The organism is Acinetobacter nosocomialis NIPH 2119 (assembly GCF_000368085.1).
Classification (GTDB): domain Bacteria; phylum Pseudomonadota; class Gammaproteobacteria; order Pseudomonadales; family Moraxellaceae; genus Acinetobacter; species Acinetobacter nosocomialis.
This window is the reverse complement of sequence record NZ_KB849239.1, coordinates 2,345,600-2,363,970: the sequence shown is the minus strand read 5'-3', so window position 1 is coordinate 2,363,970 and position 18,371 is coordinate 2,345,600. Positions and strand designations below refer to the sequence as shown.

General features: G+C 37.8%; 15 protein-coding genes. 6 read left to right on the top strand and 9 right to left on the bottom strand.

What is annotated here, in order from left to right; all coding sequences use genetic code 11:
- Positions 1–48 precede the first annotated feature (48 nt).
- The 5 genes from F984_RS14850 to F984_RS14830 all read right to left on the bottom strand — a co-directional run bounded on the left by F984_RS14850 (position 49) and on the right by F984_RS14830 (position 5,242).
- On the bottom strand, positions 49–978 hold the full coding sequence (locus F984_RS14850) for a LysR family transcriptional regulator (RefSeq protein ID WP_004710438.1): 930 nt from the start codon (positions 976–978) through the stop codon (positions 49–51).
- A 134-nt stretch (positions 979–1,112) separates the two neighbouring features.
- On the bottom strand, positions 1,113–1,904 hold the full coding sequence (locus tag F984_RS14845; protein WP_004710436.1) for a substrate-binding domain-containing protein: 792 nt from the start codon (positions 1,902–1,904) through the stop codon (positions 1,113–1,115).
- A 93-nt stretch (positions 1,905–1,997) separates the two neighbouring features.
- Entirely contained in the window at positions 1,998–3,308 is a 1,311-nt protein-coding gene (gene tcuC, locus F984_RS14840) for an MFS transporter (RefSeq protein ID WP_004710435.1), read from the bottom strand.
- A gap of 278 nt (positions 3,309–3,586) precedes the next feature.
- Positions 3,587–4,516 carry a LysR family transcriptional regulator gene (locus F984_RS14835; protein WP_004710433.1) on the bottom strand — a complete coding sequence of 310 codons (930 nt, stop codon included), beginning with the start codon at positions 4,514–4,516 and terminating at the stop codon, positions 3,587–3,589.
- A 117-nt stretch (positions 4,517–4,633) separates the two neighbouring features.
- Positions 4,634–5,242, bottom strand: coding sequence for a LysE family translocator (locus F984_RS14830; RefSeq protein ID WP_004710430.1), 609 nt, complete (start codon positions 5,240–5,242; stop codon positions 4,634–4,636).
- A 255-nt stretch (positions 5,243–5,497) separates the two neighbouring features.
- Here F984_RS14830 and F984_RS14825 point away from each other — a divergent pair, with 255 nt between their 5' ends.
- The 5 genes from F984_RS14825 (at position 5,498) to F984_RS14805 (ending at position 10,707) form a co-directional block, all read left to right on the top strand.
- Entirely contained in the window at positions 5,498–6,370 is an 873-nt protein-coding gene (locus tag F984_RS14825) for a LysR family transcriptional regulator (RefSeq protein WP_004710428.1), read from the top strand.
- A gap of 366 nt (positions 6,371–6,736) precedes the next feature.
- A complete protein-coding gene (locus F984_RS14820) occupies positions 6,737–7,723 on the top strand; it encodes a DUF1852 domain-containing protein (protein WP_000031355.1) in 987 nt (328 codons plus the stop codon).
- Between the two features lie 21 nt (positions 7,724–7,744).
- Positions 7,745–8,788: a methionine synthase gene (locus tag F984_RS14815; RefSeq protein ID WP_000735348.1), complete on the top strand. Its 1,044-nt coding sequence runs from the start codon at positions 7,745–7,747 to the stop codon at positions 8,786–8,788.
- 185 nt (positions 8,789–8,973) lie between these two features.
- Positions 8,974–9,465: a flavin reductase gene (locus F984_RS14810; RefSeq protein WP_002061574.1), complete on the top strand. Its 492-nt coding sequence runs from the start codon at positions 8,974–8,976 to the stop codon at positions 9,463–9,465.
- A 687-nt stretch (positions 9,466–10,152) separates the two neighbouring features.
- On the top strand, positions 10,153–10,707 hold the full coding sequence (locus tag F984_RS14805; RefSeq protein ID WP_004710425.1) for a TetR/AcrR family transcriptional regulator: 555 nt from the start codon (positions 10,153–10,155) through the stop codon (positions 10,705–10,707).
- Between the two features lie 37 nt (positions 10,708–10,744).
- Here the strand turns inward: F984_RS14805 and F984_RS14800 are convergent, their stop codons facing one another.
- The 3 genes from F984_RS14800 to F984_RS14790 form a co-directional block, all read right to left on the bottom strand.
- On the bottom strand, positions 10,745–11,890 hold the full coding sequence (locus F984_RS14800; RefSeq protein ID WP_004710423.1) for a PD-(D/E)XK nuclease domain-containing protein: 1,146 nt from the start codon (positions 11,888–11,890) through the stop codon (positions 10,745–10,747).
- Positions 11,878–14,064 (bottom strand): Piwi domain-containing protein, encoded by a 2,187-nt coding sequence (locus tag F984_RS14795; protein WP_004710421.1) that lies wholly within the window; start codon positions 14,062–14,064, stop codon positions 11,878–11,880. The genes F984_RS14800 and F984_RS14795 overlap by 13 nt, the downstream gene beginning before the upstream one ends.
- A 266-nt stretch (positions 14,065–14,330) precedes the next feature.
- On the bottom strand, positions 14,331–14,660 hold the full coding sequence (locus F984_RS14790; protein ID WP_004710419.1) for a darcynin family protein: 330 nt from the start codon (positions 14,658–14,660) through the stop codon (positions 14,331–14,333).
- Positions 14,661–14,781: 121 nt separating this feature from the next.
- On the opposite strand from F984_RS14790, the gene F984_RS14785 reads away from it, so the two are divergent.
- Positions 14,782–15,381 carry a TetR/AcrR family transcriptional regulator gene (locus tag F984_RS14785; RefSeq protein WP_004710417.1) on the top strand — a complete coding sequence of 200 codons (600 nt, stop codon included), beginning with the start codon at positions 14,782–14,784 and terminating at the stop codon, positions 15,379–15,381.
- A 106-nt stretch (positions 15,382–15,487) separates the two neighbouring features.
- Here F984_RS14785 and F984_RS14780 read toward each other — a convergent pair whose 3' ends face one another.
- Entirely contained in the window at positions 15,488–18,319 is a 2,832-nt protein-coding gene (locus F984_RS14780; RefSeq protein ID WP_004710415.1) for a beta strand repeat-containing protein, read from the bottom strand.
- Between the last annotated feature and the right edge of the window lie 52 nt (positions 18,320–18,371).

Genomic DNA, 18,371 nt, shown 5'->3' with positions numbered 1-18,371 from the left:
GAGAGGCTAAACTTGAATGGGTGTTTAGTAAAAATAAACACTAATGGCTTAAGTGTTTATGAGTTCAGCACCGGGCCAGCGCTTTTCATTAATGAGGTTGGTGACACAAGCGCGAATCACCACTTTGGTGGCTAAAGTAGCAGGCGAGAGTTCTTCTTCAGAGAGACTAATTAAATAGTTAATACGTTCAATGGTAGGTTCTACAACGCGTAGCAAACATAGATCTTGCCGCGAGTTTAACGATGCACCCGCAGGTTGAATGGTTGCCATTTCGAGTTGGCTAATGCTTTCCATTAACAAATGCAGCCCATCAATTTCATAGGCCACTTTAAGCTGATGAATTTTCTGTTCGAGCAACAAGCGTAGTCCATGTCGTTGGCTTGGCAAAATCAGGGGAAGTTCTTTAAGCTGCGAATGATTAATGGTCTGGGTGTCTATACAGCTTTCAAGATGGTACTGACTCAGCACTTCTTTAGGTGAGATTAAAAACATCTGTTCTTTAACTAAAGGCTGTATGGCCCATTGTGGGTCGACATCGTCACTAAAGATGATGGCAACATCGAGCTGCCTTGCATTAACTAAAGCTTTTAAGTCACCTGATAAGCCTTCGATTAAACGGACTTTAATATCGGGATAGCGGTTTCTCATAAGTTTTAAAAAATGCGTGCCTATAACAGACGCCACACTCGGTGAAAAACCCACGGTGACATGACCACTTAAACGTGAGGAGTGCGCAGAGTCTACCGCATGGTCTAAGTGTCTAAGCGCCAGTTGAACCTGTTGAAAAAAAGCTAAACCCGCAGGGGTAGGAACCGTACCCAAAGCAGTACGTTGTAAAAGGCGAATGGAAAGCTCACTTTCTAATTTTGAAATTTGCTGACTTAATGCAGATGTTCCAATATCGAGATTTTTTGCAGCTTTACCCAAGCTTCCAGACTCGATCACTGCAATAAAATACTTTAATTGTTTAAGTTCCACGGCAAATTCTACTTTGACCTTTGTTAATTATTCTACACTGGTTTATTGCTATACATTTTGTTCTATTGCTTTGAGTAAACCGTTCAAAGAGTAAAGGCAACACCTGCTCAAGACGTTGCCTTTTAGAGCTTTTATTATTTAACCTGCTCAAGACCCTGTTCTTCAATAATTTGTGTCGCTTGAGGCGATTTCACAAATTTGATTAACTCTTTTGCGACTTTTGCATGTTCCGAGTTTTTACCAATACCAGCAGCAAATACGGTAACTTTTTGGTAAGGCGCAGGGATTGGACCAACTAACTCAACTTGACCATATTTGCCGGTAAAAGGTTTGATTTCACTAATTTGCTGGAAACCAATATCAAACTGGCCTTCGGCAATACGTTTTGCAACGCGGTCGCCTACCACTTTTTCTGCTTTACTCGAAATTACTTTGTATTCGACAGGCGGGAAGCTTGGAAAAACATCTTTTTCAAGATGTGTACCACTCGCACTTGCTGAATAGCCGATGTGCTTGGCATTTAATAAAACTTTTTCAAATTTTGCCGCAGAGCTAATGTCTGGCTTTGGTGCACCTTTAGGCACAGCCATACCAATGCTTGAATTGACTAAAGCGCTTTGTGAATTTGGGTCGACATAACCTTTTTCTGCAAGTTTGTTCAACTCAGGAGCAGCCAATACCACCACATCAAAGCGTTCACCACGATCGAGACGGTTTGGAATTGCAGTTGGCGATTCACCCATAGATGAACCAGACGAAAGGTGAACCGTATGACCAGTTTGCTTTTCAAATATTGGAATGAGTTTTTCCATAGATGAATAGAAACCGCCAGAGCTAATCACTTCTAACGTATCTGCGTTAGCAAGCGTTGAACCTAAGCCAGCACCAGCTAGGCAAATGGTCATGAAGATAGGGGACTTTTTCATAGTATCTCACTTTTAATGACAGGAGAGCACAGTACGGAGACTTAAGATCTGCCGTACTGTTCATTAAAATTTCAGGTTAAGTAGTTAGTTGTTTTAAGCGCTAACCTTTGCAGGTTCAGCAATCGCGTCAGATTTTTTCTGCTTAGAACCGCGACATAGATATAAACTTGAGATGAGACTACATACCGCAGCAAGCATGAGCCAGAACGCTGGTGTGCTTGCATTGCCAGTGTTTTCTACTAGGAAAGTACACGCCATTGGAGTCATACCACCAAAAATCGCGGCTGCAAGACTAAACGCTAAAGAGAAGCCAACGGTACGAACACGTTTTGGCATTACTTCGGCAAGTGTTGCGACCATAGTCCCGTTGTACATACCAAAGAAGAACGAGAAGTAAGCAAGCGTGATCAGTAAGTTTGAAAAACTAATGTCGCTTACCAACCAGCTTAAAACTGGATAGCTGGTAAAAATCGCAAGAGTCGTAATACCCACTAACACAGGACGACGACCAATTTTGTCTGAAAGTAAGCCACCCATTGGTAACCAGAAGAAATTCGATAAACCTACAAACACGGTTGCTAATAGGCTGTCTGTGACCGACATTTCTAAAGTACGTTTTGCATACACTGTGGTGTAAACCGTAATGAAATAGAACGTGGTTGTGGTCATCGCACTCATCATCATACCGGCAAGTACAATGCGCCAGTTGCTCGCCAATGTGCTGAAAATTTCTTTGGTTGAAGGATGAGTTTTTTGTGCTTTAAATGCTTCAGTTTCTTCTAAGGTACGGCGGAATAAGAAGATTAAAGGAATGATCAAACAACCAATTAAGAACGGAATACGCCAGCCCCATTCACTCACTTGTGCATGAGTTAAAACGGTGTTGAGCCAATAACCAAATAACGCTGCAAACACGACCGCAATTTGTTGGCTACCAGACTGCCAGCTAGTAATAAAACCACGGTTTTTATCGGTTGCAATTTCTGCAAGGTAAATCGACACGCCGCCAGATTCAACACCTGCCGAGAAGCCCTGTAACAGACGGCCAATGACCACTAAAATAGGGGCCATAATACCGATGGTGTCATAACCCGGTACAAAGGTAATTAAAATCGTACCGATAGCCATCAAGCTTAAAGTCACAATCAACCCTTTACGACGACCAATTCTGTCGACATAGGCACCCAAGAAAATAGCGCCAAGAGGACGCATAAGAAAGCCCGCAGCAAACACGGTAAATGTCATCATTAAAGAGACATATTCATTATCTGAGTGGAAAAATTTTGCTGCGATATAGGTGGCATAGAAACCAAAAAGAAAAAAATCGTACTGTTCTAAAAAGTTGCCACTCGTTACGTTTAATATTTTTTTAAAAGTAGCCCTACGGTTATTAACGACATCCATTGGAGACCTCCTTGGCCTGACAAAATGGAAACATTCACGATCTTCAAAGTTTGGACGTAAATTGATTCAATCAATAAACCTAAATAGGAAATGGGTTAGAGATGAGATTTAAAGGTGTCCTTGGTAGAAAATGTGATGCCTTGTTTCCAGTTAAAACTACACATCTATATTTCGATAAACAGAAAACCACTTATCATTCGTATAAAAATGTAATCTTAAAAAGCAGGGAGGAGTGAGAGGCGAAAATTAATTAGGTATTTAGAAAAATTAATGACCCTTTAAACAATAATTTCAGAACATGGCCAAATTTGGTTTTGAATTAACTCTTTCACACATGCCTTAATGGCTGACTTGGCAGCAAGTGCAGCAGGTGATAATTCTTCTTCGGCAAGGCTCACCAAATAGTTAATTCGTTCAACTTCGGGGTCGACGACCTTAAGCAATTGCAGCTTGTGTTTATACTCTTGTAAGCAAGCACTTCCGGGGCGAACACTGGCAAGGTCAAGATGAATCAGGCTGTCCATAAGCAAATGCAAGCCATCAATTTCATAGACGACATTAAGCTGTCCAATCTTGTGCTCAAGCAGTTTTCGTAAGCTATGGCGTTGACGTGGCAACACTAAAGGAATATCACCAATTTGCTGCGACTGAATAATGCCGCTTTTAATACATTCGCTAAGTCCGTATTTTTCGAGCACTTCTTTGCGTGCCATTAAATACATTTGCTCGCGTACTAAAGGCTGTATAGACCACTGTTTATCAATTTCATTGGTAAAAATAATGGCGATATCAAGCTGACGTGAATTAATCGACTGAATCAGGTTTCCCGACAGGGTTTCCACAATCTCTAAACGAATATCTGGATAACGTTCAGACATTAGTTTCATTAAAGGGATGCCAATCAAAGCGGTAATGGTCGGTGGAAAACCAAGGCTCACATGACCAGATAGCCGTGCTGAATGGGCAGCGTCTATGGCAAAGTTCACTTGACGCAAAATCAGTTGCGAGTGTTTTAAAAAAGCAAGACCTGCTGGGGTTGGGGTCACACCAAAAGCATTACGCTGTAATAAGCGAATGCTTAACTCTTGCTCGAGCTTACTAATTTGCTGACTAATCGCCGAAGCACCGACATCGAGCTTTTGGGCAGCTTTTCCAATACTGCCCGATTCAACGACCGTCAAAAAATACTTTATTTGCTTGATTTCCATAATAAATGTATTCGCTCATCATCCTTGATTTATAGAGATATGAAGGATTGGGAAATCTATCATGCGTTTTAATATTAACAGCAATATATAAAAAAGTTTCTTAAAAATTAACGAGCTCTACTGAAACTTGGTAAAAAGTAGAATCACACCTAATACACATAAAATAGAGCCAATCAACTTATTAATCTGTACTTGCTTGGCTAACATTTTTTGTCTCAGCAGCATGGATGAAAACAGTACAGCCACCAGTGAAAACCATGCAAAATGTGCAAAAGACATAAAAAAGCCATAAGCCAAGAGAATGGTTTTCGGGGTGGTTAAACTCACAATTTGCGTATAGGTACTAATCACAAATAGCGTGGTTTTAGGGTTTAGGGCATTGGTAAAAAAGCCGTACTTTATCGCTTGAAAATTGTCTATAGCGGTTAAAGCAGCAGTGTCTAAAACTGGTTTTTGCGTAAAAGTTTTATAGCCAATATAGATCAGGTAAAGCGCGCCAATATACTTCACAATATTCAAAATTTGCGGCGTATAAGCCATCACAAAGGCAACGGCTACAAGTGTATAGGTTACATGTACCAACACGCCAAGCGATATGCCGAGTGAAGTGAACACACCTTTTTTTCTGCCGTACAAGTAACTATTTTTGGTCACAATCGCGAAGTCAGCGCCGGGGCTTACCACTGCCAAAATCGTAATGAGAATAACCGCAATAAACTCTGCCATTATTTTGCCCCCACACTGCAAAAGAACAGTTTTATCTGTACTTTTTGGAATGTATTCGAGAGGAGAACTGTTTTACTGAAAGCTGCTATTCTTTTGGTGAGAAAGATTGGGGCTTTACATTTATGAAGGTAGATATAGATATTTAAAATATTTTTCATCATCTAAAATAGGGTTTAATAAAGATGATTTTTATTTTGAACAGAAACCTAAAAATAAAAATCGATAAAAACGACTACATATCTATGAGTTTTTGGAATGATCGAAAGAATATCGCTGAATTCACTAAAATTTTTCTATTTTGTGGCGAAGTATGGCAGCGTGACTTTAGCTGCAAAGAAATTATTTGTGACGCAAAGTGCGGTCAGTAAACAGATTTATAATTTAGAAGAAGCTTTAAATACGACTTTATTCGAGCGAAAAAATAAAACGCTTGTGATGACCGAGCAGGGTGAAACTTTATTGAGTTGTTGCCATCAGGTGTTTGGTCAACTCGATGAATGTTTAATACAACTCAGCCAGCCTAAAGCTGAAAACAAACAACTGGTTTTGTCTTGTGAACCGACTCTTTCCATGAAATGGCTCATTCCGCGTTTATCTAAGTTTAAAAAGCTTGGTCATGATTTTGAGGTTGTGCTACTCACAGCAGGCGGCGTGGTCGACTTTGAAAAAGACAATATTGATATCGCGATTCGTAGAAATGATTTTGATTGGGGTGAGCATATTTATAGTGAAAAAATTGCCGATGAATATATCGCTCTAGTTCAACCAACCAAGCCATCGGAAACCAACGACGTACTGATCTCGACCTCTAGACCGAATTTTTTCAAAAGTATGAGCCGCATTGCTGAGTTAAAGCAAAATTTAAAAGGCTACACCAAAGTTGAGCTTGAACATTTTTATCTATGTTTAGAAGGTTGCTTGGCGGGACTCGGCGCGACGGTCATTTCAATTTATATGATTGAAAAAGAGCTTGAGTGGAACTTACTGCAAAAAATTTCACCAATCGTTCAAGACGGTTCAGCCTATTTTTTACTTTCTCATCGTGCTTTTGAGGAAGATCCACGCAAAACCATATTTTTAGAATGGCTAAAAGCAGAGATGAATGAGAGTCAACATAAATTGCTTTAGGTTGAGCATTTTTATTTAAAGAAAAATTGTTTAATTAATTGAAAATAATCATAAATTCTAAATTTTCAGGCGCTACAACGTGAGCGCTGTATATTGAATTTCTGCTGTCTAAAACCTCCTAAGATGAAAAATATTTAACTTCCTACTTATTTATTAAACCCTAAACATGAATTTCACTCAGTTTTGAATGAGACTAAATCATTTTTATTCATGTTGTGATTGCGGTATAAATCTATCCATGCTCTGAAGCGCTCCAGTTATTCACTTTTGATAAGACCACAAGGCGCAAAACTGAAAAGGTTGGAATGTTCAAAAAGAGCAAAAAGATTTTTTAGGTTTATCTCAGAAATTAGGGTACTGATCACAATGAGTAAAGAATTTACATTTACGATTAAGAGTATTTGTTTCGATGAGAACTATCGTCCAGCAGACAATACGCGTATTACCACCAACTTTGCTAACTTGGCGAGAGGGATGAGCCGCGAAGAAAATTTGCGCAACACATTACGGATGATCGACAATCGCTTCAATGCCTTAGCTCATTGGGACAACCCTAAGGGCGACCGTTATGGCGTTGAACTTGAAATCATTTCGGTTGAAATGAATATTGATGCCGAAAACCGTACCAGCGGGCTTCCTCTTATTGAAATATTGAAAACCAATATTGTTGATAAGAAGACCAATGAACGCATCGAAGGTATTGTAGGTAACAACTTCTCGTCTTATGTACGTGACTATGACTTTAGTGTGTTGTTGTTAGATCACAACAAAAACAAGTCTACGTTTAGCACGCCAGAAAAGTTTGGTGAATTGCACGGCAACTTGTTTAAGAGCTTTATTAACTCTGAGACTTATAAAGCCAACTTTAAAAAGGCACCTGTGATTTGCTTAAGCGTTTCAACAAGTAAGGTGTATCACCGTACTGAAAATGAACATCCTGTTTTGGGTGTGGAATACAAGCAAGAAGACTATTCATTAACCGATGAATATTTCCAAAAAATGGGCTTAAAAGTTCGCTACTTCATGCCGCCGCATAGCGTTGCGCCGTTAGCGTTCTACTTTACTGGCGATTTGTTGAGTGATTACACCAACCTTGAGTTGATTAGTACCATTAGTACGATGGAAACCTTCCAAAAGATTTACCGTCCTGAAATTTACAATGCAAATTCAGTGGCTGGAAAGTCTTATCAACCAAGCTTGAAGCACCAAGATTATTCACTTACTCGAATTGTGTATGACCGTGAAGAACGTAGCCGTCTGGCTATAGAGCAGGGGAAGTTTGTTGAAGAGCAATTTATCAAACCATACCAAGCGATTCTTGAGCAGTGGTCTGCGAATTACGCTCCTAATTAATCAACATATAGGTCATTTATTATGAAAAAGTTATTACCGACTTCAACTGCTGGCAGCTTACCAAAACCGTCTTGGCTTGCAGAACCTGAAAAGCTTTGGTCGCCGTGGAAACTCGAAAACGAAGGCTTAATTGAAGGTAAAAAAGACGCGTTACGTTTAGCGTTGCACGAGCAAAAACTTGCGGGCATTGATATTGTCAGCGATGGCGAACAAACCCGCCAACACTTTGTGACGACATTTATTGAACACTTAAATGGTGTAGATTTTGAGAAGCGCGAAACAGTTCGTATTCGTGACCGTTACGATGCAAGCGTACCGTCTGTGGTTGGTGCGGTGTCTCGTCAAAAGCCTGTGTTTGTTGAAGATGCAAAGTTTTTACGTCAGCAAACTGATCAGCCAATTAAATGGGCATTACCTGGCCCAATGACCATGATTGATACGCTTTACGATGGTCACTACAAGAGCCGTGAAAAGCTTGCTTGGGAATTTGCCAAAATCTTGAACCAAGAAGCGAAAGAGTTAGAAGCTGCTGGTGTAGATATCATTCAGTTTGATGAACCTGCATTTAATGTCTTCTTTGACGAAGTAAATGACTGGGGTATTGCGACTTTAGAGCGTGCAATTGAAGGTCTAAAATGTGAAACTGCGGTGCACATTTGCTATGGTTACGGTATTAAAGCCAACACTGACTGGAAAAAGACACTCGGTTCAGAATGGCGCCAGTACGAAGAAGCTTTCCCGAAACTTCAAACTTCTAACATTGATATCATCTCGTTAGAATGTCACAACTCTCGTGTGCCAATCGACTTACTTGAACTTATTCGTGGTAAAAAAGTCATGGTCGGGGCAATTGATGTCGCATCTAACCAGATTGAAACACCAGAAGAAGTGGCTAACACACTGCGTAAAGCGCTTCAGTTTGTAGACTCAGACAAGCTTTACCCGTGCACAAACTGCGGTATGGCGCCTCTTTCTCGTGAAGTGGCACGTGGCAAGTTAAATGCGTTAACGGCAGGTGCAGAAATCGTTCGCAGAGAACTTACGGGTTTTGAACTTACTGCTTAATACTTACCAATAAGTGGTATAAAGGGTTACTTTTTTGATGGTAGTTGATAATCAAACAAGTAACCCTCATTTTACTTACTACATGTCGCTCTAATCAGAACGCATGTCGATAGTACCTTCCTGATGGAGTTGGGCGGTATAGCAAACACACAGGACAAGGTACGGTTCAATTTAGGAATAATGTCATGGTTCAAGCAACAGACTTTAGAAATGCAATGTCTTTACTCACAAGTGCGGTTAGCGTTGTGACCACGGCAGGCATGTCTGGCCGTTTTGGATTTACTGCCTCTGCTGTTTGTAGTGTGACTGACACACCGCCGACATTATTGGTGTGTATGAACCAAGCTGCGAGCTCACATGCACATTTCCTAGATAACAAAATCTTAACGGTGAATGTTTTAGGCGCGCACCACGAACATATTTCAAAAGCATTTTCATCTAAGCTCACACCAGAAGAACGCTTTAAACATGGCGAATGGATTGAGTTAGAAACAGGTTCACCTGTGCTGGAAGATGCTTTGGTAAGTTTCGATTGTGAGATTGAGCAAATTCAACAAGTCGGCACACACACGATTTTTATATGCCCGATCGTAGCGATTAAACAAAGCCAACATGACCAAAGTTTGGTTTACTTTAACCGTGCTTATCACCAAGTGGGGCAGACAGAGACTGTCTAATCCTACTTATCATTTCGTTGTTTCATGATAAAAGACTCATTAAGAAATCAATAAGCACGGATCGCTTCTGTTTAATTTTAAAAATATAATTAAATATAATATCTTAAATAATAATTAAGTTAATCTAATGAAAAACAATAAGAAATTTAATCACTTGTCATTAAAGCTACATTGACACATCTCAGCTCTCGGATTATGCTTTGCGTGCTGGCCACATTGCCAGCTGGCTTTGACAGGCCAGAACCTAAGTACATTGAAAAAACTTGTTTTTTTAATGTAGACTCGTTCGTCCCCCTTTTTTGTTGCGGTAGGACGGAAGGGGGACACCCTCGGGTGTGCTGATTCTTAGGTTCAGTCTGTCAACCCTCTTTCGTTCTGCCACCATTATTTGACAGTAATGCGGTAGGACTTCTTTTACCTAAGGAGTCGCTCATGCGTAACATTTCTATTTTGTTGGCAACCATTGCCAAATCTTTTATTCCTATATCGTTTAGCACATCTTTAGAACTTTTTAATTAAATAAAAGTTTTAACGTATTAGCTCGTCACGACTAAAAACTTATATCAACAACAAAATTTGAGATGTGCCAAGCACCGTCTTACGGCTTTGCTGTGCCTTTTTTCTCCCAGAAAGGGCACAGGCTTTTTATCTCATTTAGAAACAACAAGAATTTATAACGGTAAAACTATGCCAACTTTAGAAATATCTTCCAGAAAATTGCAGGTTATTCAAACAGCAATCCAACTCTTTACCACGCATGGATTTCATAATGCAGGGGTAGACCTGATTGTTGAAAAGGCCCAAATAACCAAAACCACCTTTTATAAATATTTTGGCTCAAAAGAAGGGTTGATCGAAATGTGCATCGCCTTTCAAAAAAGCCTGCTCAGAGAAGAAGTGCTCTCCATTATTTACTCAAGTCGTTACTACACCCAAAAAGATAAACTCAAAGAAATTATTGTTTTTCATACCAATCTAAACAGCCTGTACCATTTGCTGCTTAAAGCGGTTTTTGAAATAAAACGGCTGTACCCGCAAGCCTACCGTATGGCAGTTGAATACCGAAAATGGTTACATCGGGAACTTTTTGACCTGATTTTTAGCTGTGAGACTCGTGCTTTTAAATTTGATGCAGATATGGTTTTAAACCTGATCGATGGTTTACTGCTACAGGTTTTAAGCTCAAATAGTTTGGATGAAAGAGATGTGGTGTTGGAGAGGCTTTGGGGGAAAGCCATCTGAGGGATGGCTTTTTTATTACATTAAATTTTAAAAATAATTAATTAATAAAAGAGGGTGAGTTCGCAATAATACATTCGCTTATCCCAGAAATAGCTTTAATACCCATTTTAAAAGTTGTATGTTCTTGTGTTGATCTAGTCTGGTCCCATAGGAAAACTATTACTTTAGCATCAGAATAGCTTTCCGAGGATAAGTATAAGGAGGCATCTTCTCCAATTTCACCAATTAATTCAGAAAATGACTTCGAAGTATTTTTTCTATATTTAACTTCAATTAGAGTATGCAAAGATGGTATATATAAATCTATCCTAGGTTTTTTTTGGCCTATTGATGGTAAATTTTCCTCGTCTTTGATGTCTGGGAAAATAGGGGCCAGTAAAGTATATAATAAATTTTGAACATGATATTCGTTATTTATTTGCCAGCGAACAATTTCTGCTCCTTGTGTTCTTGGTTTTAACTCCCAAGTCCATCTTCTTAAATTAGGTGTAATATTATTTAAATAGTTACACAGATCTTCAAAAGACCACCCATTTGGAGGAACTGTCGAAATATCTTTATCTGCCTTATCAAAAACGTAAATTAATGCAGCTAAAATATTTTCAGAAAAGTTTTCTTCGATAAAGCTATTTTTAAATTCTGTATTTAAAAAAATATGGATTAGATTTAATCTGTTTTTATTTTCATAAATAGGTTGTATTTTAAGATAATGTAAAAATAAAGGAATAATAGCGGTATTATATTTTTTATTCTCTCCAATAATAAATAGGGAGATATCTTTTTCATAAGAATTCAAGTGTCCTTTATTTATTTGATTGGGTAAAAAACTGGATATCCATATTTTAAATTTCTCAGTTAACTCTAAGTCTTTTAAATTATCGACATAAATTTTTATAGATAATAAACCCCAGATATCCATAACCCATGGCCTAGGTGTTCCATCCACGATAGCTGCTTGCCCAAATAGTCTAACTAACTCATTGTGTAAATCAACTTCTTTATTAATTAAGCTTTCTATTGTGCATTTTTCATAATTTGTTAGATTTGAAATATCAATTTCAGTAAAAGGACTTAAATTCAAATGAATTAAAAATGCTTTAAGGAAATTATTACTCCTTGAAAACAAATGTAATTTGTTTAGTAAGAACTCTCTTAATTCAAAATTATTATTTATAAGAACCATTGTGTCTGCCCTAGTTTACCTAAAAGAATAGTATCATCCCAACCAGATAGTTTATTTAACCATCCTAAGTTCTCTGCAATTAAATCAGAATAATGAATAGTAACTGGTAAAGGGCTAGGGAAATAGCTACGCCATGAGTGTGAGGAAAAACTAAAAATTTGATTAGAGAGATATTTTAAATCTTGGAAAGAAGAATCTTTATGTAAACTAACTATAACTCCTTGAGGATGACCATCAGATACTTGTTTTAATTCTTTTTGACCTACCAAGTAAAGTAGAATTTCATGAGAAGACAATTCAAAATATTTACCTCGCTTAGGAGCAAGTTTTCCTTTGTTCTCATTTTTAGTAGAGTGATCAAATAAATGTAAGCCATGATCTGATGAGATTTTTAAAAAAGCATATTCGATTTTATATTCACTATATTTTTTAATAACTTCTTTTACTGCTAAAATTTCATTTTTATTAAATGTTTTAACTGCTGCATGAAATATTAGGCGAATAGTGTCGTTACTTTGCCAATTCATAAGTTTTTCTAATTTTTTAATTGTTTGCTCTAGAGTATCAATTAATGCACAGCAATATTCATTTGGTGCTACTGCTTTGGATGTATTACTTACCATATAACTTCCATCTCCAGAAAAGACAGTCGTAATTCCCATAATTCTTTGATTTAATGAGTCTTCTTCTATGATTATATTAGAACTACCGATACCAATTACCAATTCATGAGATATTGTAGGTGATGACTTAAGTAACCATGGCTTTCCATTCATTTTAGCGTAGCATGCTAATGCCATATTATTTAAAGAATATTCTAAGTTTTTATCATTTTGGTTTGTTAGTTCTATAGTAAAATCTTGAACTGGAATTTGATGTTGAAAAAACATTTTTTTACTAATGAAATATGGGTTTTGCTCTACTAATAGTTTTTTAAAAGACTGTCTTGTTTGTACTAGAGCAAGATCCCATTGAGAAGAGTTTTGATTTGTTCTAGTTTGAATAGCTTTTTGAATAGCCAGTTGATAGCTCCCTAAAGAATCATCGGATGTTGTAAAAAATTCAATTTGACTAAGGCCGATATGAAATTTTCCTTCAAAACCGGTTTTAAAATTGTGACTATTAGGAATACCTTTTAAAAATTTATGTAGAAATTGTTCAACCTTTCCTTGTTCCTTAGCATTACAAATTACACAAATAGAAGGATTATTTCTATCAAAATAATTTCTAGTGTAAGGTCCATAGTCTTTAAGACCATTTTCTTTTGAATTGTTTTCTCTACTATTTGAGAAAAAGAATCTAGGATAAACTAAATTTTTACACTGTTGACTAATATCTGGAGGTAATCCTATATTTATTCTATGCCCATTAAAAAGAAAAATGCCTTTTTGACTAAAAAAATCCCATATTTTTCCAATGTTAATCTGCTTGCTTGTTCCCTGAGTAAAGGTAGATATAGCTTTCTTTATACTTTCTTGAATTTGTTCAAATTTATATGGGAATTTATAAGCTAAATAATCTTTTGTATTTTTACTGTTTGCCTCTAAAGTAATTTCTTCTGCAGAATATTTTTTTATTTTATCACATGATTGAACTGTAACAATATTGTTGTCTATACTTAAAATTTTCCCAACTCTTTTATACTTTTCATTTTGCTTGCTAATCACATATCTATTTATTAAATTAAAACCATCATTAATAAAGTAAATTAAACTTTCCTTGTTATATTTTTTTGTTGAGCAATCAATAGTTAAACATGGAACACCTTGTATTATTCTGGTATCTATACTATATTTTGCATTTATTTGGAAAGGGTAGTTAATACCTAAAATATTTTCAGTAATATTTTCTTTTGGACTTATAAATTCAATTGGATTGAATTTGAAAGGCTCTCTTTTAATTTGAGTTAAAATTTTAATAATTGATTCTTTAATAAGAAAAAATAAAATTCTATAATCTTGTGCTAAGTTTATTTCTTTTATAGTACCTTGAATAGGATAGTTTTTAGAGTTTGAAAATATTAATATCTGGTTTCCATTGCGAATTGCATGATAATCTTTTTGTGGATTATCATGTAATGAATATAATACTTCTTTATCATAAGGTACTTCACAAGCTTCTACTATACCTATATTACGTATATCTATTGGAAATGCATTTAACTCTACAAACATTTATCCCTCAAGTTTTTATCAAAATTTATTTTATAATTAAGAGAATTTATTTTTGATTCTAGATAAATTCTCATATTGAATTACTATATCAACTCTTTCTTTTTTTGAAAATAACTATGTAGGCTTTAAAACTATGTTTTTAAAAAATTGTAGAGTATGTAAATTAATAATCTTATAGAAAGATCACTTAATCGATTCGTTCTATGAACTGGAAGAATTGATAATTGTATAGATTATTGCGTTACTCAAAGGTAGATAAGTAAGTTCTATAAAGAACTCTCATACTCCACATACCCATCTTCAATTGCAGGAATAATCTCTACAAACTCAAAGTAGGGCACTGTACAAAACTCAGAGTCTCGTATCGCATCAATCACAAAATAATAATCTTGCATAGATGTAGTCTCAAACACCGCAATATCACTCGCTTTAGTGCTAAACGCTTCAACGTCATACCACCGAATTTTTACAGTCGGGTACTTCGCAAAAATAGGTTCAAGCTTCTGTGCACTAAACTCAGCACGCTTTTCACGAGCTAAAGCCAACCAAGCAGGCAAAGCCCTTAAATGAATAAAAAAAGTATAGGTTCTAGACATAACCACTCCATGACTGAGCCGAGTTGTAATTCAATTGAAAAGACAGGATTTTCTTGTCATATCAATATGACTCAGTCAGTATATGAGTGATTACTCACATTAAATACTCGCATTTCGGGCCATGTCAGAAACCCTCCAAAACCCACGCAAACGCCCGCGTCAAGCACGCTCAGTGGCCACCTTTGAAGCTATTTTAGAGGCGGCTGCTCGCATTTTAGAGTCGTTAGGCTTTGCTGGATTTAACACAAATGTCGTGGCTGAACTTGCTGGTGTAAGCATTGGTAGCTTATATCAATACTTTCCTTCTAAAGATGCCTTAATCGTTGAGTTAATTCGACGTGAGCGTACTAAACTTTCAAGTCGTATTGTTGAAGCCATACAGCAACGTGATGCCGCAGACTTAAAAGAAAAATTAAAACTCGTTATACAGGCTGCTGTGCAACATCAATTGAACCGCCCGCAGTTGGCACGAACCCTTGAATTTGCTTCTGAACTCATTGGTAAAGACACTGAGGAAAGTGAACTTCAACACGAACTTGAAACCATAATTTCTGATCTGTTTATACGCTCTGGCATTTCACATGCGCAGACAGTCGCGCAAGATGTGATTGCTTTAAGCAAAGGAATGATTAACGCGGCAGGCATAGCAGGGGAAAGTGATTTAAATCATTTACAGCAGCGAGTTGAAAAGGCCGTATTTGGTTATTTAGATCTGGATTAATGGCCTATACGCATGAGCGTATCTGTCAAAAGCTCTTTAATGAAAAACACCTTCCAAACATAAAATTTGAAAGGTGCTTTATAGGTTTTATATCTTTACTAATAAATTAGACAGTCGGTAAAGCATGTAAAAGTTGGTCAGTTAACTGATTTACTGTGTTAAGTGAAATCGTATGAATCAAACTACCGCCTGTTGGATCAGGCTCACCAACAGCAATACCTTGATTTGAACCGACCGAGCCGAGAATATTGCCTAAAATACCGCTTACATCAACTTGCTGACTATTGTCTGCACCACCATAATTAATATTAATTAAATCATTAAGGCCACCTAGGAAACCGCCATTTCCATTATCAATACCGCCGATAATATTGGTAATCGGACCGAACAGATCGCCATGCTGAGCCACAAGATCATCACTTATAATATGCTGAATAATATTTGAAGCTGAAGAACCGTTGGCAATTAGGGTATTAAGTACGCCACTGATTGAGTTATGCGCACCATTTAGATCGGCTCCAGCAAGGTCTGAAATCGCTTCAAGTGTACCGTTGACGCTATCACGAGAAGTTTCAAAAAGTAGTTTGCCTAGGTCGGCAAAATCACCGACAGGGTGTTCTGCCTGAGGGAATGCGCCAATAATCGTTCCTGCAATGGTATCAATACCACCATTGATCAGGCTGGTTTTTAAGCTTTCAGCACCTTGTAAAACATCTATGCCGCTTTGAATAATTCCTGTCAGCGGATTATCGCCCAGATCGCCACCGATGCCGCCAATACCTCCAATAACATTGGTAATAGGGCTTAAAATATCGCCTGTACCTTCACCACCAACCAATGAAGAGGAATTTCCTAATATATTTATTGGTGTGGTAATAGGTGCAGTAATATCAGCACCATCGCCATTACCGTTACCAATGCCATAATTGTGTTCACCGTTGCCAGATGAAATGCCATTTAATAGGCCATGACCAGAGCCGTTGCCTGAATCACCAGAGCCAATCACACCACCTGATGCATTACCGTTATGGGTGGTGTCGTTATCATTGACTGTATTTGAAGCGTTGGTTGGTGAGATATTTATAGACTGAGTTGAAGTCCCACCTATACCAGACCAAGCATTACCCAAAATATTTAAACCACCAGTAAATGGAAGTGTGAAGTTTGCACCTTCGCCATTACCGTTACCAATGCCGTAGTTGTGTTCGCCATTGCCCGACGCTGCGCCATTTAATAGACCATCACCAGAGCCATTACCAGAACTACCCAGACCACCAGAGTTACTATTAACAATGGTGTCATTATCATTGACTGTATTGGTTGTGGTGGTTGGAGCAATATTTAACGAGTGGCTTGTTGAACTACCGAAACCTGAAAGCGCATTTCCAGAAAAGTTAAGTACGCCAGTGAAGGGAAACGTAAAGTTGGTATCGTTACCGTTTCCGTTACCAATGCCGTAATTGTGCTCACCATTACCAGATGCTGCACCGTTGAGTAAGCCATCACCAGTTCCATTTCCAGAACCTCCAACAGTACCTAATGTGCTTCCAGTATTACCATTATTCTTCACGTCATTGTCATTAACTGTGTTAGTCGTTGTGGTTGGAGCAATGTTAATTGAACTAGAAGAAGAGTTGCCAATCAGTGAAAAAGCATTACCTGAAAAGTTTAGTGCACCTGTCAGTGGGGCAGTAATGTTTACATCGTTACCATTCCCGTTGCCAATACCATAGTTATGTTCACCATTGCCAGAAGCTAAGCCGTTGCCGATGCCATCACCTGAACCATTGCCAGAACCACCAAGTGCATTTACACCACTTGCACCATTTCCATTATTCTTCACGTCATTGTCGTTTACAGTGTTTGAAGTTGTTGTTGGTGCAGTATTGATTGAGCTAGAAGAAGAGTTACCAATTAAAGTAAAAGAATTTCCAGAGAGGTTTAAAACTCCGGTAATTGGGGAGGTAATGTTAGCGCCATTACCAATACCATTTCCGATACCGTAATTTTGCTCGCCATTTCCAGAACCAATTCCATTTAACAAGCCGTCACCTGAGCCATTGCCAGAACTGCCAAGCGTGCCTACACCACTTGTACCCGTGCCATTGCCATTATTGGTTGTGTCATTGTCGTGAACGGTATTAGAAGTAGTTGTTGGTGATGTGTTAACTGAACTGGCAGATGAGTTGCCAATTAATGTAATTGAATTGCCAGACAGGTTCAGGGGAAGAGTGATTGGGGCTGTAACATGTGAACCTTGGGCAATACCATTTCCGATACCGTAATTTTGCTCACCATTTCCAGAGCCAATTCCATTTAACAAGCCATCGCCTGAACCATTACCTGCACCCGAGCCATTACCGTTATATGTGGTGTCGTTACTATTAACAGTATTTGAGGTATTGGTTGAAGAGTTGTTGATTGAGTTAGAGGATGAATTACCGATTAAGGTAATGGAATTACCTGCCAAGTTAAGAGGAATGGAAAGTGGCGCAGTAATACTTGCACCGTTGGCAATGCCATTACCAATACCATAATTATGTTCACCATTTCCTGAAGCTGCACCGTTTAAAAGCCCATCGCCAGAGCCGTTTCCTGTACCGGCACCTAAAGTAGAACCATTACCATTATTTGTTACGTCGTTGTCATGAACCGTATTCGAAGTGGTCGTTGGTGACGTGTTAACTGAACTTGAAGATGAATTACCTATGAGTGTAATTGAATTGCCTGAGAGGTTAAGAGGTATGGTAATTGGGGCAGTAATACTGGCGTCATGAGCAATACCATTTCCTATACCATAGTTGTGTTCACCATTTCCCGAAGATATTCCGTTCAGTAGGCCGTCACCAGAGCCGTTACCTAAACTACTGCTTGTGTTAGTATTTTCAGGAAGTGGGATAATCTTGGTAATCGAAGATAAAATACTTTTAATTAACATAATCTATTTCCATGTGATTTGTTTGAGATATTTTTATTACTATTTGTTGATT